The sequence below is a fragment of the Vagococcus hydrophili genome, from assembly GCF_011304195.1.
In the GTDB taxonomy this organism is placed as follows: Bacteria; Bacillota; Bacilli; order Lactobacillales; family Vagococcaceae; genus Vagococcus; species Vagococcus hydrophili.
In genome coordinates this window covers 500,124-520,894 of record NZ_CP049887.1, presented here as the reverse complement: position 1 = coordinate 520,894, position 20,771 = coordinate 500,124, and the positions used below count along the sequence as shown (strand labels likewise).

Annotated in this window: 20 protein-coding genes and 1 other annotated feature; of the genes, 18 read left to right on the top strand and 2 right to left on the bottom strand. The window is 34.9% G+C overall.

Annotation, left to right across the window (positions count from 1 at the left end):
• The first annotated feature begins 4 nt into the window (after positions 1-4).
• From G7082_RS02490 to G7082_RS02460, 7 genes are all read left to right on the top strand, one after another.
• Complete coding sequence (locus G7082_RS02490) at positions 5-1,681, top strand: FAD-dependent oxidoreductase (protein WP_166033596.1); 1,677 nt, start codon at positions 5-7, stop codon at positions 1,679-1,681.
• 196 nt (positions 1,682-1,877) lie between these two features.
• Positions 1,878-2,057, top strand: coding sequence for a hypothetical protein (locus G7082_RS02485; RefSeq protein WP_166033594.1), 180 nt, complete (start codon positions 1,878-1,880; stop codon positions 2,055-2,057).
• A 133-nt stretch (positions 2,058-2,190) separates the two neighbouring features.
• On the top strand, positions 2,191-3,651 hold the full coding sequence (gene thrC / locus G7082_RS02480; protein ID WP_166033592.1) for a threonine synthase: 1,461 nt from the start codon (positions 2,191-2,193) through the stop codon (positions 3,649-3,651).
• Between the two features lie 77 nt (positions 3,652-3,728).
• On the top strand, positions 3,729-4,556 hold the full coding sequence (locus tag G7082_RS02475; RefSeq protein WP_166033590.1) for a DUF72 domain-containing protein: 828 nt from the start codon (positions 3,729-3,731) through the stop codon (positions 4,554-4,556).
• 11 nt (positions 4,557-4,567) lie between these two features.
• Positions 4,568-5,410, top strand: a complete 843-nt coding sequence (locus G7082_RS02470) for a Cof-type HAD-IIB family hydrolase (protein ID WP_166033589.1) — start codon at positions 4,568-4,570, stop codon at positions 5,408-5,410.
• A gap of 10 nt (positions 5,411-5,420) precedes the next feature.
• The gene (locus G7082_RS02465) at positions 5,421-5,933 is read left to right on the top strand and encodes a pyrophosphohydrolase domain-containing protein (RefSeq protein WP_166033587.1); all 513 of its coding nucleotides are present in this window, start codon (positions 5,421-5,423) and stop codon (positions 5,931-5,933) included.
• A 4-nt stretch (positions 5,934-5,937) separates the two neighbouring features.
• Positions 5,938-6,399 carry a GNAT family N-acetyltransferase gene (locus tag G7082_RS02460; protein WP_166033585.1) on the top strand — a complete coding sequence of 154 codons (462 nt, stop codon included), beginning with the start codon at positions 5,938-5,940 and terminating at the stop codon, positions 6,397-6,399.
• A 56-nt stretch (positions 6,400-6,455) separates the two neighbouring features.
• On the opposite strand, the gene G7082_RS02455 is transcribed toward G7082_RS02460, so the two are convergent.
• A complete protein-coding gene (locus G7082_RS02455; RefSeq protein WP_166033583.1) occupies positions 6,456-7,799 on the bottom strand; it encodes an aspartate kinase in 1,344 nt (447 codons plus the stop codon).
• Between the two features lie 326 nt (positions 7,800-8,125).
• Here G7082_RS02455 and G7082_RS02450 point away from each other — a divergent pair, with 326 nt between their 5' ends.
• The 4 genes from G7082_RS02450 (at position 8,126) to G7082_RS02435 (ending at position 12,876) form a co-directional block, all read left to right on the top strand.
• A complete protein-coding gene (locus tag G7082_RS02450) occupies positions 8,126-9,850 on the top strand; it encodes a septation ring formation regulator EzrA (RefSeq protein ID WP_166033582.1) in 1,725 nt (574 codons plus the stop codon).
• Between the two features lie 113 nt (positions 9,851-9,963).
• Positions 9,964-11,115: a cysteine desulfurase family protein gene (locus G7082_RS02445; protein ID WP_166033581.1), complete on the top strand. Its 1,152-nt coding sequence runs from the start codon at positions 9,964-9,966 to the stop codon at positions 11,113-11,115.
• Positions 11,116-11,127: 12 nt separating this feature from the next.
• Positions 11,128-12,345 carry a tRNA uracil 4-sulfurtransferase ThiI gene (gene thiI / locus G7082_RS02440; RefSeq protein ID WP_166033580.1) on the top strand — a complete coding sequence of 406 codons (1,218 nt, stop codon included), beginning with the start codon at positions 11,128-11,130 and terminating at the stop codon, positions 12,343-12,345.
• 24 nt (positions 12,346-12,369) lie between these two features.
• Positions 12,370-12,876 (top strand): SA1002 family membrane protein, encoded by a 507-nt coding sequence (locus G7082_RS02435; protein ID WP_166033579.1) that lies wholly within the window; start codon positions 12,370-12,372, stop codon positions 12,874-12,876.
• Positions 12,877-12,895: 19 nt separating this feature from the next.
• Here G7082_RS02435 and G7082_RS02430 read toward each other — a convergent pair whose 3' ends face one another.
• Positions 12,896-13,081, bottom strand: a complete 186-nt coding sequence (locus tag G7082_RS02430; RefSeq protein ID WP_166033578.1) for a hypothetical protein — start codon at positions 13,079-13,081, stop codon at positions 12,896-12,898.
• Between the two features lie 252 nt (positions 13,082-13,333).
• Here G7082_RS02430 and G7082_RS02425 point away from each other — a divergent pair, with 252 nt between their 5' ends.
• The 7 genes from G7082_RS02425 to G7082_RS02395 all read left to right on the top strand — a co-directional run bounded on the left by G7082_RS02425 (position 13,334) and on the right by G7082_RS02395 (position 20,743).
• On the top strand, positions 13,334-13,996 hold the full coding sequence (locus tag G7082_RS02425; RefSeq protein ID WP_166033577.1) for a redox-sensing transcriptional repressor Rex: 663 nt from the start codon (positions 13,334-13,336) through the stop codon (positions 13,994-13,996).
• A 77-nt stretch (positions 13,997-14,073) separates the two neighbouring features.
• Positions 14,074-14,565, top strand: coding sequence for a thiol peroxidase (tpx, locus tag G7082_RS02420; protein WP_166033576.1), 492 nt, complete (start codon positions 14,074-14,076; stop codon positions 14,563-14,565).
• A gap of 42 nt (positions 14,566-14,607) precedes the next feature.
• Positions 14,608-14,809: a binding site (T-box leader), on the top strand.
• Between the two features lie 68 nt (positions 14,810-14,877).
• Complete coding sequence (locus tag G7082_RS02415; RefSeq protein WP_166033575.1) at positions 14,878-17,523, top strand: valine--tRNA ligase; 2,646 nt, start codon at positions 14,878-14,880, stop codon at positions 17,521-17,523.
• Positions 17,524-17,675: 152 nt separating this feature from the next.
• Positions 17,676-18,965 (top strand): bifunctional folylpolyglutamate synthase/dihydrofolate synthase, encoded by a 1,290-nt coding sequence (locus tag G7082_RS02410; protein WP_166033574.1) that lies wholly within the window; start codon positions 17,676-17,678, stop codon positions 18,963-18,965.
• Positions 18,966-19,631 carry an HAD family hydrolase gene (locus G7082_RS02405; protein ID WP_166033573.1) on the top strand — a complete coding sequence of 222 codons (666 nt, stop codon included), beginning with the start codon at positions 18,966-18,968 and terminating at the stop codon, positions 19,629-19,631.
• A 56-nt stretch (positions 19,632-19,687) separates the two neighbouring features.
• Complete coding sequence (radC, locus tag G7082_RS02400) at positions 19,688-20,368, top strand: RadC family protein (protein WP_166033572.1); 681 nt, start codon at positions 19,688-19,690, stop codon at positions 20,366-20,368.
• 174 nt (positions 20,369-20,542) lie between these two features.
• Entirely contained in the window at positions 20,543-20,743 is a 201-nt protein-coding gene (locus tag G7082_RS02395; RefSeq protein WP_166033571.1) for a cold-shock protein, read from the top strand.
• Positions 20,744-20,771: the final 28 nt, after the last annotated feature.

The window sequence follows — 20,771 nt, the reverse complement described above, 5'->3', positions numbered from 1 at the left end:
AAAAATGACTGAAAAAATATATGATTTAGCTATTATTGGAGCGGGAGCAGCAGCTTTATCTGCTGGTATTTATGCTGGACGTTCAATGCTAAATACGGTAATTATTGAAAAAAATAAAATTGGTGGTCAAACAGTGACAACCTCGATGATTGCCAACTATCCTGGTGTCAAAGATGCAACAGGGCCAACTTTAATTGAAGAAATGCGTGAGCAGGCTGAATCATTTGGCTGTGAATTTATGACAGGTGATATTGTAAAGACTTCACTTTCAGAGGATGTTAAAGTTTTAATTGATGCTAATGGCAAAGAAATTAAAGCGTATGCAGTGATGTTAGCAACAGGAACGTCACGTAATAAAATTGGTTTTCCTGGAGAAGTAGAGTTCACGGGTCGCGGGATTGCTTATTGTTCAACGTGTGACGGAGAGTTATTCACAGGGATGGATGTTTTTGTTTTAGGTGGAGGATTTGCAGCAGCGGAAGAATCAGTTTTCTTAACTAGATATGCTAAAAAAGTCTACATGATTATTCGTGAACCTGACTTTACCTGTGCCCCAGCAACGGCCAATTTAGCCAAAGAACATCCAAATATTGAAATTACCTATAATACTGAGGTAAAAGAAATTACTGGTGATGGCGTTCTTCAAAAAGCTATCTTTGTTAACAACGAAACAGGGGAAGAATCAACTTTTGAAGCAAGTGAAGAAGATGGTTCTTTTGGTATGTTTGTTTTTGCTGGAAGTAGTCCGAATACTTCTCTAATCAAAGATCAGGTTACCTTAGACGGACGTGGTTTTGTTCCAACTAATGATAATATGGAAACGAATATCCCTGGTGTTTATGCTGCTGGTGATTTAAGAGTTAAAGAATTACGTCAAATCGTAACAGCAACAGCAGATGGTGCGATTGCGGCCACAAAAGCACAGCAGTATGTGGAAAAATTAAAAGAGACATTAGGAATTGCAGTTCAAGTAATTGCTAAACCTAAAGAAACTAAAAAAGTCGCTTCTAAACCAGCTAAAAAAGAAGCAGCACAAGCAGCTCCAGGTAATTGGTTCCCAGAAGTTATGAAAGAGCAGTTATCAGGTATCTTTGGAAAATTAACGAAAACAGTGACCTTACTTCATGTATTAGATGCCTCTAATCAAAAATCAGTTGAATTAGCAAGTTTTGCTAAAGAATTTTCTGAATTAAGTGATAAAATAAGCTACCAATCAGTGAATAAAGGTGAAAATACAGAGCTAGAAGCTAAGCTTGATGTTACACGTATGCCGTCGCTTGCTATTTTAAATAGTGAAGCTGAATTTACAGGTATTAAATTTAGCGGTGTGCCTAGTGGTCATGAACTTAATTCTTTAGTTTTAGCGGTTTACAACGTAGGAAGTCAAGGTCAAGAAATGACTGAAGCAACCAAAGAACGTATTGCTAATTTGAAGGATGCTAAAATAGAAGTTTGTGTGTCTTTAAGTTGTCACTTATGCCCAGATGTTGTAGCAGCTTGTCAACGTATTGCCTCAATTAATCATAATGTTACTGCAGAGATGATTGATACAAGTCTTTTCCCTGAACTTAAAAAAGAGAAAAAAATCATGAGTGTCCCAGCTGTTATTATTAATGGTGAAAAAGTAATTTTTGGTTCAAAAACAATGGATGAAATTTTAACAGAGTTGGAAAATCAATAGAATATGATAACAAGAAGAGATTGACTGGAATGTCAGTCTTTTTCTTGTTTATTCAAATAAATTTTAACCAGTTTCTCAGAGCTAAGCGCCTTTTTCACCACGCTTGTTTGTCTGTTTTCACGACAAAATTAGTGATTTTATTTTAGCTAGTTTGACGTATACTTAACTCAATTAAAAACAGGAAAGAGGCGTTGGTATGAAAAGAAAAGTTAGTGTTGTTTTGTTAGGTGTAGTTATGTTTCTGGTTACGTTTGCTCCGCAAGTAGTGGTTTCAGTTACTCAAGATACGTTAATATTTGATTTAAATGATGAATTTGAAGAGGTGCAAGTTGTTACTGATGCGCCTAAAGAACAAAGTTTATTTTTTTTAGATTAAAAATATCGAAATTTATTTTCTTTATCTCACAGTTAAAATACAGTTTAGGTGATAAATAATCATAAAATGTTAAAATATAATGAGAGAAGTATGCTATACTTTTACAAAAGTATTTTAATTGGAGGAAAAAGAGATGAAGTATAAGAGTACAAGAGGTCTAAATGAAGAAGTAACCGCCTCTCAAGCGATTCTAAATGGTTTAGCAGCTGATGGAGGATTATACATTCCAACCCAAATTCCTCGCTATGAGATAACAAATCAGCGTTTCTTAAATAACACGTATCAAGAGTTAGCTTTTGATATAATGAAACCTTTTTTAGAAGATTTTTCAGAAAAAGAATTAAAAAGTTGTATTGTTCAAGCGTATGATGAAAAATTTACCAATGAACTAATCGCGCCTATCAAAAAAATTGGCTCTGATTATTATTTAGAATTATTCCATGGGCCAACCCTAGCATTTAAAGACATGGCTCTTTCTATTTTACCGTATCTTATGACAACATCCCTTAAAAAACAGAAAATAAAAGAAGATGTTGTTATCTTAACAGCAACATCAGGAGATACAGGAAAAGCTGCCATGGAAGGCTTTTCAGATGTGACGCATACTAAAATTATTGTTTTCTATCCTAAAGAGGGTGTGAGTGCTATTCAAGAGCGCCAAATGTTAACTCAAAAAGGAGAGAATACGTTTGTCGTAGGAATTAATGGTAATTTTGATGAAGCGCAAACGGCAGTTAAAGAGATGTTTAATGATAAAGAGCTTAACCAATTGTTGGCTAATAATAAGTTGCGTTTTTCTTCAGCTAACTCGATTAATATTGGACGTTTAGTGCCGCAAATTGTGTATTATTTTTACGCTTACCAACAACTGGTTTTATCTAAAGAAATAACATTAGGTGATAAAATTAATGTTTCTGTTCCAACAGGGAATTTTGGTAATATATTAGCTGCGTACTATGCTAAAAAAATGGGACTTCCTATTGAAACATTAATTTGTGCTTCCAATAAAAACAATGTCTTAACCGAATTTTTTAAGACAGGAACGTATGATAAAAATCGTGATTTCTTTGTGACTAACTCACCTTCAATGGATATTTTAATCTCTAGTAATTTGGAAAGACTTTTAGCAACGATAACTAAAGGAAATACTCAGCGCTTAAATCGCTTCATGTCAGATTTGGATGTTCAAGGTAGTTACTCCTTAGAACAGGATGAACAAAAAGAATTACTTGAATTTTATTCAGGTTTTGCAACGGAAAGTGAGATTGAAACTGTGGTGAAAGCTGTTTTTGAAGCAGATAAATATGTGATTGATCCACATACAGCTGTTGCCAAAAAAGTAGCAGAAGACCATCAAAAGGAAACGAACACACCTTTAAAAACGGTGATTGTCTCGACAGCAAGTCCTTACAAGTTCCCAGCTGTTTTTCTAGGTGAACAGGTAGATACAGATGAAGTGGAAAAACTACATGAATTAACAGGCTTAGAAATTCCTAAATCAGTTTTAGAATTGGTTGATTTACCAATTCTTCATGACCGTGTTGTTAATGTGAGTGACATGAAACAATCAGTCGTATCAATATTATCTCTTTAATATGAGACGCTAGATTAATTCAGTCTAGCGGTCTTTTTAATTTAAGTTTGCTATAATAATAAATAGAGGTGAGGCCCATGATAAAGATTGGTATGACAACTTTTCATGAACATGGCAGTTTACTAGGTAAATCAAAATTAACCCTAGAAGAATACGCGTCCTATTTTCCAGTAGTGGAATTGGATACTTGCTTTTATGGTATTAAATCTGCCAAAACGAGTCAAAATTGGGTAGATAGAACACCGAGTACGTTTCAGTTTATTTTAAAAGTCTATAAAGGCATGACGAAACATAGTTCATGGGAGGAGTATTACGAAAGTGAAGAGGAGATGTTTTTAGCTTATCAAGAGTTTTTAGAGCCTTTGAAAGCATCTAAAAAACTAGCTTTTATCTTATTTCAATTCCCCGCAAGTTTTAGTTGTACAAAGGAAAATGTCGTTTATTTAAAGAAAATTCGTCAGTATTATCCAAGAGAAAGGATTGCCGTCGAATTTAGAAATAGCAGTTGGTATGATGAAAAAATGAAAGCATCGATGCTTAACTTTATGAAGCAAGCTGAATTTTCATTAGTGATAGTAGATCAACCTCAAGTAGCACTTCATTCTGTTCCTTTTGATACTTCAATTACCAATCCGGACTTTGTCTTTGCAAGACTTCATGGAAGAAATAAAGGTAATTGGTTGGATAATAGTGAAGATTGGCGTAAAAAGAGAAACTTATACTGTTACTCGAAACAAGAGTTAACAGAATTAGGAAATGCTTTTACCCAGTTGTCTGCAGTAGATAACTACGTGATTTTTAATAATAATTCAGCACAAGATGCAGCGCCTAATGGAATGTTGTTAAAAGAACTGTTAGGGTTAGAATATCAAGGATTAAACCCGGAACAAACATCTTTATTTTAGGAGGATTAGTTATGATAAAAGCAGCTTTTTTTGATATTGATGGGACACTTTTAAGCAGTAATGCCGAGTGTTTACCTTCAACGATTTCAAGTATAGAAAAATTACATCAACAAGATATTATTTGTTGTATTGCTTCAGGACGAGGCCCTAAAAGAATGGCGAGTTTGATTGGCAATTTACCAATGGATGCTTACGTCTTATATAATGGGCAATTAGTATTCTCGCATACCAAAGGGATTTATGAACATTATTTTGAAAATGAAACACTAGAACGTTTAGCTCAGTTTGCAGATGAAGAAAATCGCCAATTGATTTTTGGTGGGCGTAAAGAATTTTATGGAAGTCAATCAATGAAAATGGGACAAAGACGTTGGCTGAAACAACTTTATCATTTGTTTCCAGATAAATATTCGGCAAAAGATTTAGAAAAATTTATAAAAAAATGGAATGTACTACCAAAGAATGAGACAAAATTTATGGAGTTGCCGATTTTTTCTCAGCCAATCTATCAGTGTGTGCTATTAAGTCCTGAGAGTGAACAAACTCGATTAGAAGAGTTATTTCCTGATTGTCATTTTACCCGTTCTAACCCTTATTCTGTGGATATTATTCCTAAAGGTGGCTCAAAAATAGTCGGTATTAACCAAGTGTTAGCTCATTACGGTATTGATAAAAGTGAGGCCATTGCGTTTGGTGATAGTTGGAATGATACAGAGATGTTACGAGAAATTGGTGTTGGTGTTGCTATGGGAAATGCGGCAGAGGACATCAAAGATTTAGCAGATTATGTGACAGATACCAATGACCAAGACGGGATTATGAAAGCTTTAAAAGAATTAAAAATTATTAGATAAAGAAAGAGGTATGTTTGTGGAAACACCATTTAACCAAGTAAAAGAATTTCATCAACACTTTGATCCAATTAAGCATAAAGGAGCCAAAGCTCTAACTAAAGAACAAGCTGAATTTCGTAGTGGCTTCAAATTAGAAGAAATCATCGAATTTTTATACGCGGCAAATGCAGGAGATGAAGCTGGTTTCAACGAAAGTATAAATTATTTAAAAGAAACCATCGATGTGGAAGCTAAAAAAGTGTTGGAGAAAAAGAAAGAAGTCGAGCCTCTTGTAGATGAAGTGGATGGTTTGATTGATTTACTTTATTTCACGTATGGTTCATTTGTGATGATGGATATTGATCCGACACCGATTTTTAATATTGTTCATCAAGCCAATATGGGGAAAATATTCCCAGATGGAAAACCGCATTATCATGAAGTAACTGGAAAAGTCTTAAAACCAGATAACTGGGTAAAAGACTTTGCGCCAGAAGGAAAGATTAAAGAAGAAATTACTCGACAAATAAACGAAGGGGTGTAAGTGGATGGATCAGCTAGCTATCAAAATCGTTTCGACGGATAATCCTGAGTTAAAAGATTTAGTTGCTGAATTAAATTCATTCTTTATCAAAGAATGGGGAGAGGACGTCAATACCTCTTATGCCAATCATCATCAGTTGTCTTCTATGCAGGAAGCAATTGTTGCTTATGTTGAAGGGACTCCAGTAGGTTGTGGTTGTTGGAAATTACTAGATAAAGAGACACCAGAAATTAAAAGAATGTATGTCAAAGAAGAGTACAGAGGCACACCAGTAGCCACAGAAATTCTTAGAAATTTAGAAGAGACTATTAAGAAGCAAGGGTTTAAACAAATGGTTTTAGAAACAGGTTCTGAGATGAAAGGGGCTATCCGTTTCTATGAAAAAGCTGGATTTAAGATTGTCCCTAATTTCGGTGAATTTATTGATGATGCGTTGTGTGTCTGTCTCAGAAAAGAATTAGTATAAAAAAAACACTTTCCTTCATTTTTGTTGAAGGGAAGTGCTTTTTAATTGTTCCAGCCCTAGAAAAATTCGTGATAAAGTGCTTTGATTGCTTCATCTGTATGGCTGTCTTCAATAGCGAATAAAATACTAACCTCTGAAGATCCTTGGTTAATCATTTCTAAGTTGATATGTTTTTTAGAAAGGGCTGAAGTTGCTCGAGATGCCACCCCAATGTTATTTTTCATACCTTCGCCTACAAGAGCGATCATCGAGATGTTGTGCATGACTTTAATTTCATCAAGCTCAAGTTCTGTTGTTAAACGTGAAATCAATGTGTTTTCTAGTTCAGTGGTTAACTGATTCTGTCTCATAATAAGAGTAATATCATCAATTCCAGAAGGCATATGATCAAATTGTAAGTTTAATTCTTTAAAGATTTTCAGAACATCATAACCAAATCCAAGTTGTCGGTTCATTAAATACTTACTTATATAAATACTTGTGAACCCAGAATCCCCTGCAATCCCAGTGACAGGTGTTGGATGAGATACTTTTTGAGCGGAAATTTTTGTTCCAGGAGCCTCAGGATTATTGGTGTTTTTAATAATAACCGGAACGTTGGCTTGTCTGGCTGGCATCAAAGCCTCGTCATGTAGCACTCTAAAGCCAGTGTAGCTTAGCTCACGCATCTCTCTAAAGCTTAATTCAGTAATTGGCTGACAGTTGGCAATTAAACCGGGATTGGCAGCATAAATAGCATCCACATCTGTAAAGTTTTCGTAGCAGTCAGCAGAGACACCAGCTGCAATAATTGAGCCTGTCACATCAGACCCTCCACGAGAAAAGGTACAAATTTCACCTTCTTCTGTATAGCCAAAGAAACCAGGAATCACAGCAACTGTATCTAATTCTTTTAACTGCTTAATTTTAGTATAGGCGACAGGTTTAATAATAGCTTCTCCCGGCAAATCCTCAACTAAGATCCCAGCGTCATTAGGATTTACGTAAGTTGCAGGGACCCCATTTGCACTAAAGAGTTCAGCAATTAGCATGGCATGACAATTTTCCCCGCTTGATTTAAATAAATCCATCACTCTTGCTTGATCTCTATGCTTTGTTTCTTTTAATTGATGGATATGGCTCGCAATTTCAGGGAGAGCAGACTTCAAGTTAAATTCCTCACTAATTTGTTGATAACGTTCAATGATGGCTAGCTCAACCATTTCTGTTGATTGATTGGCTAAAAAAGCATCGGCATATTGAATCAGTAAATCAGTTACTTTAATATCCGTCTCATGTCGTTTTCCCGGAGCTGAGACAATGATGAACCGTCGTTCTGTATCAGCTTTAACAATTTTTAAGACTTTTTTGAGTTGAGTGGCATCAGATAACGAACTACCACCAAATTTGACAACCTTCACGATAAAAACCTCCTATAAGAATATTTAAGTTATAGAATACAGAAAAGTGACATTAAAAGCAATAAGTTCCAATTGTTATTGGATAAAAATCATGAAAAATTTCAGAAGAATTTATTAAGAGTGAAAAAAATCCCTCATTTTAATAATTTATTAGTGATACACAAGTTTGAGTATGTTATAATATTTGGTAGATGTAAATTTTCTAATATAGAGATCGATTGCAATGAATGACAAGCATTAGAACGTCCAAAGAGAAGTTTTGATAGCTGTTTTTTTCTGGTGAGTTGAAGGGGTAGTGGTGACTAACATTATATGGAGGAAATTTCATGAATACTAAATTTTGGTTATGGCTAATTTTAATTGTTATTATTTTAGCCGCAGGAACTTATTTAGCCGCCTTTTTTATGAGACGAAAAAATCAAGACCGACTGGAGGATTTAGAGAAACGCAAGATAGCGTTGTTCGATTTGCCAGTTTTAGAAGAAGTTGATGACGTCAAAAAAATGCACTTAGTAGGTCAAAGTCAAAACACCTTTAGAGAGTGGAACCAAAAATGGATAGACATTTCTACTATATCATTTGCTGAACTGGAAAGCCTGATTTTTGAAATTGAGAACTTAAATGAAACATTCCGTTTTATTAAAGTAAAAGATTCGATTGAAGAAGCTGAATTAACACTGAAAACTATGGAAGAAGAAGTTGAAGAAATTCGTCAAGGATTAAGCGATTTACGTGAGAGTGAAGTAAGAAACTCTGAAGCAGTACAACAAGCTTTAGATGCTTATGAAACAATTAGTGAATCTGTGACTTCTGATCCAGATAAATATGGTGTTTCTTACAAAGAATTAGAAAAACAAATTCAAAATGTAGAGCGTGACTTTACACAATTTGTAGCTTTAAATACAGCTGGCGACCCGATGGAAGCTCGTACTGTTTTAGAAAAAGCTGAAATAAGAACATATGAAATTCAAGAAATAATTGATCAAGTACCACCTTTATTTGAGACTTTAGATAAAGTATTTCCTAAGCAATTAAAGGAAATTAAAGATGGGTATGCAGCATTAAATAAAGATCACTACGTGTTTGAGAACGATGTGGTTCAAGTTAATGTTGATAAGTTAGACGGAAAAGTCCGTTCAACTTTAATGAACTTAGAGAAATTAGAAGTTGAAAATGTTGGTAAACTTAATGTTGAGATTGCCAAAGAGATTGATCAATTATACGATATCATGCAAAGAGAAATAGAAGCCCGTCATTATGTTAATGAAAACAAAACGACGTTAGTTAACTTCTTAGAGCATGCGGATAAGAACAATCATTTGATACTAATTGAATTAGATCATGTTTCTCAAAGCTATGTTTTAAATAGCAATGAGTTAGGTAAAGTTCGTGGTTTCCAAGCGCAAATGGAAGAAATGCAAAAAGAGTTCGATGCAACAGAAGAAAAACTTAAAAACAAACAAGCAGTCTTTTCACAAGTCGCTGCGTTTTACCGTGAGAGTCTAGATCAATTAAAAGATATTGAAGAGGGTCAAATCGAAACTGGGCAATCTGTTAAAGATTTTGCACCAAGAGAAAGAGACGCCGTTAAGAAGATCGATGACTATGAATTAGAGTTGCGAACATTGAAGAGACATATCGAGAAGCAACGATTGCCAGGCATACCAAGTAGTTACTTAGAATTTTTCTTTGTAGCAGGTGAAAGAATAGAGGAGTTAAGTCGCGAGCTTAACAAGATTAGAATAGATATGAGTCATATCGATCGATTAGTTGGTTTATGCGAAGAAGATATCGCAACCTTAAAAGAAAAAACAAACAACTTAATCGATAGTGCTGCCTTAACTGAGCAAATGATTCAACACGCTAACCGTTTCCGTTTCTCTCATCCAGAAATTAAAAATGCGATTGATCGAAGCTTAAGTTTATTCTCCAGAGAACATCTTTACGAGGATGCTTTAGATACAATATCTGAAGCTATCGAAAGAATTGAACCTGGTGTAACTGAGCGAATTAGAAAATACTATTTTGAGAATAAAGATAACATGATTTAAACAGTAGCTAGTCTACTGTTTTTTTCTTTAATCAAATAATGAAGAGCGTCTAGTTGAACCAAGGGAGTTAAGGCGTTATAATAAAACATGAATTTTTAGAAAAGAGTGAGGCAATGATTTATTTTGATAATAGTGCAACGACAGCTATTGAAAAAAGTGTCTTAGAAACATATAAACGCACAAGTGAGCGATTTATTGGTAATCCCTCAAGTTTACATCGTTTAGGTGAACAAGCAAATGTCTTGTTAGATAAATCAAGAGCGCAAATAGCAACGCAGTTAGGCGTAAAAAAAGAAGAGCTATACTTTACTAGTGGTGGAACTGAAAGTAATAATTGGGTATTAAAGGGAACAGCGATTGAGAAACGCCCTTTTGGTAATCACATGATTATTTCTTCTGTGGAGCATCCTTCTGTCTCAGAAACAGCTAAACAACTAGAACAATTAGGCTTTGAAATCACTTTTGTTCCTGTTTCAAAGGCAGGTGTGATTGATGTGGATACGTTAAAAAACGCAATCAAGGATGAAACAATTTTAGTTTCAACGATTGTGGTGAATAGCGAGGTCGGCGTGGTTCAACCGATTAAAGAAATCAGTGAGGTGTTAGAAGCTTATCCAAACATTCATTATCATGTGGATGCTGTTCAAGCAGTAGGAAAAATTGCGACAGAGCATTGGCTGACAAATCGTGTGGATTTTGCTAGTTTATCAGCCCATAAATTCCATGGACCACGTGGCGTTGGAATTTTATATTGGAAACACGGTTGTAAGTTAGCTCCACTTTTAACTGGTGGTGGTCAAGAAAATAATAAACGCAGTACAACTGAAAATACACCAGGTATTGTAGCAACAGCAAGAGCTGCTCGTTTATTATTTGAAGATGCGGAGTTAAAAGCGAATTATATAAGAAAAATTCGCAATTATTTAGAAGAAGCTTTAGCTAAATTCCATAAAGTGACCATTTTTTCACCTGAAGAGGAGTCTTTAAAAGCACCACATATTTTATGTGTGGGTATTAAAGGGATTAGGGGTGAAGTTTTAGTTCATGCTCTGGAAGACAAAGAAATTTTTGTCTCAACAACAAGTGCTTGCTCAAGTAAGAAAAAAATGATGAGTAGCACGCTTCATTCAATGGGTGTGCCAAGCAAGTTAGCCGAGACGGCCATTCGAATTAGTTTAGATGAAAAAAATACATTGGCAGAAGCTGAGCAATTTTTAATTATATTTAAACAACTATATGATAAATTTGAAAAAATTAACGGATAAAAAGGAGTTTTTATGAAATATACTGAAATCATGATTCGCTACGGGGAATTATCAACAAAGGGTAAAAATCGACGTTTATTTATTAGTCAATTAGCCCATATTATTAAGAAAAGTTTACATGAGTTTGAAGAGGTAAAAATTCAATCAGATCGTGATCGGATGCATTTAATTTTAAATGGCACGGATTATCAAGAAGTCATGAAACGTTTAATACCAATTTTTGGGATTCAAAGTTTTTCACCTGTGGTTCGAGTGGAAAAAAATGAAAATATTATTCGTCAAACAGCAATTGATATGGTTAAAGATGTTTGGGAAGAAGGTAAAACGTTTAAAGTTCAAAGTCGTCGTTCGGATAAAAAATTTGTTTGGGATAGCAATGATATCAATCGTGAAGTTGGGGCTGCTATCTATGAAGGGATTCCAGGGATTGAAGTGAAAATGATTAAACCTGATATCCGTGTTGATGTTGAAGTCAGACAAGAAGCGGCTTATCTTTCTTGTTTAACAGTGTATGGTGCCGCTGGACTTCCTGTAGGGTCAAGTGGTAAAGGTATGTTGATGTTATCAGGTGGAATTGATTCACCAGTAGCAGGTTACTTAGCTTTAAAACGTGGCATGGAAATTGAGGCAGTTCATTTCTACAGCCCACCTTACACAAGCGAAAAAGCATTGCAAAAAGCTAAAGACTTAACTGTTAAACTAACGCCTTATGTGGGTGGTATTCAGTTTATCACCGTACCATTTACAGAAATTCAAGAAGAGATTAAACGCTCAGTGCCGTCTAGTTATTGGATGACGATTACACGTCGTTTCATGTTACGTTTGACTGATTTAATCAGAGAACAAAGACATGGGTTAGCGATTGTTAATGGTGAATCTTTAGGACAAGTTGCTTCTCAAACAATGCACAGCATGTTAGCAATCAATGAAGTAACAACGACACCAATTATCCGTCCAGTCATCACAATGGATAAAGCTGAGATTATTGAAATTGCTGAAAGAATTGATACCTTTGAGTTGGCGATTCAACCTTTTGAAGATTGTTGCACGATTTTTGCCCCACCTGAGCCAAAAACGAAACCTAAATTAGATAAAGTGCTTCATTATGAGAGTCGTTTAGAAGTCGATGCGTTGATTGAGCGAGCAATGGCAGGACTTCAAATTGAGGAAATTAAATCAAGTGATGTTTTCTTAAATGAAACAACAGATGAAATGGATGACTTGTTCTAATAGTTAGAGGAAATAGGAGAAACAATGAATATATTACTTTTATGCGTTATCTTCTTTATTAGTCGATTGATGTTTTCTAAAAAAATCGATAAATACGTATTTTTGAAATCTATTTTAGTATTATTAGGGCTACTTGTCGTAAATGGGATTCTTATTGTGGTTACATTTTTGGGAACCAATCAATTAGTAGAATATATTCCAGTACTTAGCACAGGAAATATTTTTACATATGTTTTATTAAGTGCCATTCTGTCAGGTTTATTATCATACTACTTATTAAGATGGGCAACCGTAAAATTTAAATTATCCATGTCTGTTTTTACTTTGATTGAATACTATATTCAGTGGAGTTTAATCTACATTACGATGTATCAATTAGTCTTTGATAAGTTTATCCAAGGAAGTCAGTTAGAGAAGATGTTAAAGGATGATATTAGTGATCCATCAATTTGGGTAGCGTTACTTCTTCCAGCGTTTATGTCTTCATGGATTGCGATTATCTTACTAAAACTACATAAAGAAGAAATTTAAAAAGAGCTGTGAGATAAGTTTAATTCTTATCTCCAAGCTCTTTTTTTGCTTCTAATTTTCTAATCGTTGTAAGAACTGCTTTTCTTCTAGGAATAAAAACAGAGCTCTTTTTTTCTTTACTAGCTTTTAAATCAAGGGTTCCGATACCAGAAATCTGACTGATATCTGAGATAGATAAATGAAGTTCGTCAGCTAACTGCCACATATAATTAAGTTCTTTTCTTATTTTTTGATTCCAAGTTATTTGAGCTGGAAAGCATAATAAAACAATAAAAACTAAAAGGATGTTATATTTAAAGTTTATTTTTTATAAAAGGTAATTAATTAAAGCAAATTGTCGAAAAAATGTCTGAAATTTCTCTTTTTACGTATATTTTTCACAAATTGATTGAAATGTGAAAAATTAAATGATACACTTAATGTGAAAATAGTCACAATTTGGAAGGAGTATTTATTTATGGAAAACTTGAAAAAAAATCATGCCATTCCAAAAGCTACAGCTAAAAGAATTCCCTTGTATTTTCGCTACTTAAAAACCTTAGATCAAAGTGGAGTAAAAAGAATTAAATCAAACGAATTTAGTCAAATGATTCAAATTCCTTCTGCCACTATCAGAAGAGATTTTTCACATTTTGGTGAACTAGGAAGAAGTGGGTATGGTTATGATGTTCCTTATTTAATTCAAGTATTTAGTAATATTTTAAATACGGAAATTGAAAAGAGAATCGCTTTAGTTGGTGCTGGTAATTTAGGGAAAGCGTTGATTAATAATAACTTTAGAAAAAATTCTAATTTAAATATTGTTGTTGCGTTTGATTCAGATCCAGAACTTATTGGAAAAACAATTAATGATGTTAAAGTCGAAGACATTGCTAAAATGTCTGAGATGATCAAAAAAGAAAGTATCACAACGGTTATTATGACGGTGCCAAGCAGTAAAGCGCAACAAGTCATTGACGAAGTGGTGGATGCAGGTGTTACTGCCATTCTAAACTTTGCACCAAAACGCTTGAGAGTACCACATCATGTTCAAGTTCAGTACATTGATTTAACAACTGAATTGCAAACATTGATCTATTACGATGAAAATTACAATCACCCCGATTTAACAACTATTTAATCACAAGCATCTCCTTTGTCTTTTTATTCTTTTCTCCTTATACTGAGATTAAAATAAAGATAGAGGAGTGTTTTTTTATGCAAGTAACATTAAAAGGTAACCCAGTAGAATTAGAAGGAATTCAACCAATCGTTGGTGAAAAAGCCCCAGTCTTTTCATTAGTAGATTTACAAGATAAGTTAGTCGATTTAGCTAGTTTATCAAACAAACCATTAATCGTAAGTGTCGTTCCAGATATCGATACATCTGTCTGTGCGATTCAAACAAAACGCTTTAATCAAGAAGCGGCTAGTGAAAATGGGATTAATTTTGTGACTGTTTCAAATAACACAAAAGAAGAACAAGGTAACTGGTGTGCAGCTGAAGGCGTTGATATGACAATGTTACGCGACGAAGATTTAGAATTTGGTAAAAACTATGGTTTATTAATTCCTGAGATTGGTCGCTTGGCACGTGCTATTTTTGTGATTGATACAAAAGGTAACATTGCTCATGAAGAGATTGTGGCAGAAGTTTCTCATGAACCTAATTACCAAGCCGCACTTGACGCAGCAAAAAATCTGATTTAAGTTTGACGTGAGTAGTGTTTCATTGTAAAATGAACCTAATATGAAAATGCTTAGATTAAGAGGAGTAATACTTTAAAAAGCAGTTAGAAAGAAAATCCTTGGCTGAAAGATTTTCCTTTGACAAGTATGAAGGTAGCTTATGAGCTGAATTTTTTTCGGTTAGTGAACGTTATCTCACTTTAAAGTGACAGTGTATGTTGATGCGCTGTAATCTAGGTGGTACCGCGAGCAATTCGTCCTAAAGTAGAAATACTTTAGGGCTTTTTTTATCGAAAAAAATAACATTCTAAATAAGAAAGAAGGCAATATGAGATGACAGAAGAAAACAATTTAGCACCAAAATTTGATCCAAAAGAAGTTGAAGCAGGTCGTTATAAAAAATGGCTAGATAAAGATGTGTTTAAACCAAGTGGCGACAAAACAGCAGAACCTTATTCAATCGTTATCCCACCGCCAAACGTAACAGGGAAACTTCATTTAGGTCATGCTTGGGATACAACTCTTCAAGACATGATTATTAGACAAAAAAGAATGCAAGGTTTCGATACGTTATGGTTACCAGGAATGGACCACGCGGGGATTGCAACGCAAGCAAAAGTAGAAGAAAAATTACGTGGTGAAGGTTTAACACGTTATGACTTAGGTCGTGAAAAATTCATCGAATCAACAAAAGAATGGAAAGAAGAATATGCTGGTCATATTCGTGAGCAGTGGGGGAAACTTGGTTTATCTGTGGATTACTCTCGTGAACGATTCACATTGGATGATGGCTTATCAGATGCTGTGAAAAAAGTTTTTGTGAAACTTTATGAAAAAGAACTGATCTACCGCGGGGAGTATATTATTAACTGGGATCCACAAGCTAAAACAGCTCTTTCAGATATTGAAGTAATTCATAAAGATGTTGAAGGTGCCTTTTATCATATGTACTATCCTTTAGCTGATGGCAGTGGCAAGTTAGAAATTGCAACGACTCGTCCAGAAACAATGCTTGGTGATACAGCAGTAGCCGTTCACCCTGAGGATGATCGTTACAAACATTTAATTGGTCAAAAAGTGATCTTACCATTAATGGATAAAGAAATTCCAATTATTGCTGATGAGTATGTTGAAATGGACTTTGGAACGGGTGTGGTTAAAATTACACCAGCTCATGATCCTAATGACTTTGAGGTCGGTAATCGCCACAGCTTACCGCGTATCAATGTAATGGATGCGACGGCAACAATGAATGAGTTAGCTGGAAAATATGCAGGTATGGACCGTTTTGCAGCCCGTAAACAAGTGATTAAAGATTTAGATGAACTAGGTTTACTTAAAGAAATCAAAAAACACGTACATAGCGTGGGACATTCTGAAAGAACTGGTGTGGTTGTTGAGCCTCGTCTTTCAACACAATGGTTTGTAAAAATGAAACCATTAGCAGAAATGGCTATGAAAAATCAACAAACTGAAGATGCCGTAACATTCTATCCACCACGTTTTGATCAAACCTTCTTAACTTGGATGGAAAATGTCCATGATTGGGTTATCTCTCGTCAATTATGGTGGGGACATCAAATTCCAGCATGGTATCACAATGAAACAGGTGAAATGTATGTAGGAAATGAAGCGCCTAGCGATATTGAAAACTGGACGCAAGATGAAGATGTTTTAGATACATGGTTCTCAAGCGCTTTATGGCCATTTTCAACAATGGGTTGGCCTGATACAGAATCAGAAGACTTTAAACGTTACTTCCCAACAAGCACTTTAGTAACAGGGTATGACATTATTTTCTTCTGGGTAAGTCGTATGATTTTTCAAAGTTTAGAATTTACTGGAGAACGTCCTTTTGAAAAAGTTTTAATGCATGGTTTAATTCGTGCCGAAGATGGTCGTAAGATGAGTAAATCTCTAGGTAACGGAATTGACCCAATGGATGTGATTGAGAAATACGGAGCAGATGCCCTACGTTGGTTCTTATCAAATGGTTCAACACCAGGACAAGATATGCGTTTTAGTTATGAAAAAATGGATTCTTCTTGGAACTTCATTAACAAAATTTGGAACGCATCACGTTTTGTTATTATGAACCTAGAAGGCTTCAATTATGAAGATATTAACTTAGAAGGCAACAAAACAGTTGCTGATAAATGGATTTTAACTCGCTTGAATGAAACCATTGAAAAAGTAACTTACTTCTTTGATCGTTTTGAATTTGGTGAAGCAGGTCGTCAGCTGTATAACTTTATCTGGGATGATTTCTGTGATTGGTATATTGAGATGAGTAAAGAAATTCTTTACGGAGAAGATGAAACTCAGAAAAACATGACTCGTAGTGTCTTAACTTATACTTTAGATAAGATTGTTAAGTTATTACACCCAATCATGCCGTTTGTGACAGAAGAAATTTGGGAGAAATTACCACACGAGGGTGAATCATTAGTCACTGCGCCTTATCCTGTAGTAGTACCTGAATTTACAGATGAAACGTCAGCTAGAGGAATGGAAGTCTTACAAGAATTAATCAGATCAGTTCGTAACATTCGTTCTGAAGTGAATACACCAATGTCTAAACCAATCACACTTTTAATCAAAACAAACGATAAAAAAGTAAACCTATTCTTCAATGAAAATACAAAATACATTGAACGTTTCTGTAACCCAGAAGAATTAGTGATTGCTGATAGTGTAGACGCACCAGAAACATCAATGAGTGCCGTTATCACAGGAGCAGAAATCTACCTGCCACTTGCAGACTTAATCAATATCGACGAAGAAATCGCTCGTTTGGAAAAAGAACTAGCTAAATGGGGACAAGAAGTAGAACGTGTTCAGAAAAAATTAAACAACGAACGCTTCGTCTCAAGCGCCCCAGAAGCCGTAGTCGAAGGCGAAAAAGCCAAAGAAAAAGATTACCTAGAAAAACAAACAGCCGTAACAGAAAGAATCAAACAGTTACAAAAGGTGCTTTAGAGACCGTTTTGCTCTGAGCAACTGGAGGCACTAAGGACCAATCGGCACTTTCGATTGATCCTTAGTGGTGAAGTTGTCGTGATAGCAGACTTTAAGCCCGTGAAATAAAAGCAATTTTTACCAATAATAAAAAATGTATAGGTGGTTAAGCAATGAATTATGAAGAAACAGTAGCCTGGATTCATGACCGCATTAAATTTGGTATCCGTCCAGGATTAATTAGAATTGATGAATTATTAAATAGATTGGACAATCCCCAACATAAACTAAAAACAGTTCATATTGGTGGAACCAATGGGAAAGGATCTACGACGACATTTCTTCGTTGTTTGCTTGAAGAACAAGGATTAAAAGTTGGCACGTTCACATCCCCTTACATTGAAACCTTTAACGAACGCATCGCCATTAACGGGAAATCAATTCCAGATGAAGAGTTGGTCCGTTTAGTTGCGAAAATTAAACCACTTGTTGACGATATGGATACAGTGGAAGACTTAAAAAATGCCGTTGAATTTGAGATTTTAACGGCGATCATGTTCCAATATTTCTTAGATTCTGATGTTGACATTGTAATTGTTGAAGTTGGTTTGGGTGGTCGCTATGACTGTACAAACGTGATTACACCATTAGTATCTGCTATTACAACGATTGGTTTGGATCATATTGATATCTTAGGTGAAACTATTGAAGAAATAGCTGGTCAAAAATCAGGAATTATTAAACAAGAGGTCCCTGTGATTGTGGGACGCGTAGATGAAGCTGCATTTGAAGTGATTCAAAAAGAAGCAGAGATGTTGAAAAGTCCAATCTACCGTTATGAAACTGATTTTTCAAGTAAATACATTCAACCAGATGATAACTGGGGAGAAATTTTTAACTTTAAATCTCAAACACTTGATTTATCACATATGACGATTAGTTTACTTGGTAAACATCAAGTCGATAATGCCAGTGTGGCGATTCAATTATATGAGGTGGTTTCAACTAAATTAGGCTTACCAGTTTCTGGAAAAGAAATAAAGAAAGGCTTAAAGAAAGCTTTTTGGCCAGGCCGTATGGAAAAAATTTCTGATGAGCCATTAATTGTTTTAGATGGAGCTCATAACGAGCATGCGATGGAAGTTTTAGTGAATAACTTAAAAACTGAATTCAAAGGTAGTCATATTCATACAATTTTTGGGGCATTATCAACTAAGGACATCGCTTCAATGATTAGAGACTTGAAAACAGTTCCTAATCTTGATTTAAAAGTAACAGCGTTTGATTATCCGAAAGCATTTACCAAAGAGCAATATAGCGAGATGGGTCTGAATGCTTATGATAAATGGCAAGAAGCTTTAGCCGTTAGTATGGAAGAATTAACAGGGGACGATGTGATTTTAATTACTGGTTCACTGTACTTTATTTCCCAAGTAAGAGAAATTTTATTAGGAGGCAACTAATTGGAAAAAATAAGTGGTGTCATTTTTGATATGGATGGTTTGATATTAGATACAGAAGCGATTTACAGTGCAAGTAACATCGTGATGGCTGAAAAATATGGTTTAAAAGGCTACGATGAAGCTTATTACAAAACGGAGATTGGTTTGAGTGAGGAGCATGTCTTTAAAAAATATCTTGAAGACTATCCTTATTTGGAGGAGTCAGTGATTCGTGAATTTTTTGATGAAAGTCGCCAAGTGGTTAGGGAAACATTTAAAGAAACAGGCGCACCTCTTAAAAAAGGTATCGTTGAACTTCTAACTTACCTGAAACAAGCAAGTATTCCTTGTATTGTGGCTTCAAGTAACACAAAAGAAACCATTGAAGATCTACTTGTAAAAGCAGAGCTGAAAGAATTTTTCGTCGATGTTGTGTCATGTAATGATGTGACTCATGCTAAGCCAGATCCAGAAATTGTGGAAAAAGCTGTGGAAAAATTAGGAACTCCAAAAAATGAAACAGTGATGTTAGAAGATTCATTAAATGGCATCAGAGCATCATACGCGGCGGGCGTGTCTGTAATCATGGTCCCAGATTTATTAGCGCCAACAGATGAAGCCTTAGAAAAAGCACACAGTATTAAAAAAGACTTATTAGAAGTTTTAGCTTTTATCTCAGAAAAATAAAATAGTCCCTCTCTCTTTTCTCGTACATTATAGATGAGATAAAGAGGAGGGATTTTTTGTTTGTATCACTCAAAGATTATGATGAAGAATTACAACCAAGAGAGAGATTAAGAAAATACGGCCCCGAAGTATTAAATCATCAAGAATTGCTAGCAATTATCTTAAGAACAGGTAGTCGCAATAAAAATGTCTTGGAATTATCAGAAGAAATTTTGAAAAGTTTTGATGATTTATTCGATTTGAAAACTGCCAGTGTTGAGGAACTTATGATGATCGAAGGGATAGGAGAAGTCAAAGCCATTGAAATTCAAGCAGTCATCGAATTTGGTCGAAGAATGTCTCTCTATTCAAGAGAGAAAAAAGGGAATATTCATTCCAGTGCGGCTCTAGGAGAGCAACTGATTAAAGAAATGAAAGACTATCAGCAAGAGCATCTGATGGTTCTTTACTTGAATACGAAAAATGAAATTTTGAAGAAGAAGACTATTTTTATTGGTTCTCTCAGTCAATCGGTGGCTCATCCAAGAGAAATTTTTAAATTAGCCGTTAAATGTTCTGCGGCAAGAATTATTGTGGTTCATAATCACCCATCAGGTAATCCAGAGCCTTCAAAGCAAGACATCGCATTTACTCATCGTTTAATAGAATGTGGAAGTCTAATGGGAATTGAGATGCTTGACCACTTAGTTATTGGGGAAAAGAGTTATATTAGCATGAAAGAAAACGGTGTCATATAGAAAAAAACGTTTACTTGGACACTTGCAATTACATATTAGTTGCGTTATGATTAAATTGTAATTTGGTTTTGGGAATCAATAGATGTTGTAACAAGCTAGTTTTAACACCTCTATCGACCGAAAGCAAGTATACAAATATTATTTAGTGCTTTATTGGCACGAGGAGGAAATAAAATGGCTCAAGGAACAGTAAAATGGTTTAACGCTGAAAAAGGATTTGGATTCATTCAACAAGAAGAAGGAAATGATGTATTTGTACATTTCTCAGCTATCGAAGGTGAAGGATTTAAATCTCTAGAAGAAGGACAAGCAGTGAACTTTGAAGTCGAAGAAAGCGACCGCGGACCTCAAGCAACTAACGTAGTTAAAGCTTAATTTAAAACTTAAAATTAACAAAAAGTGT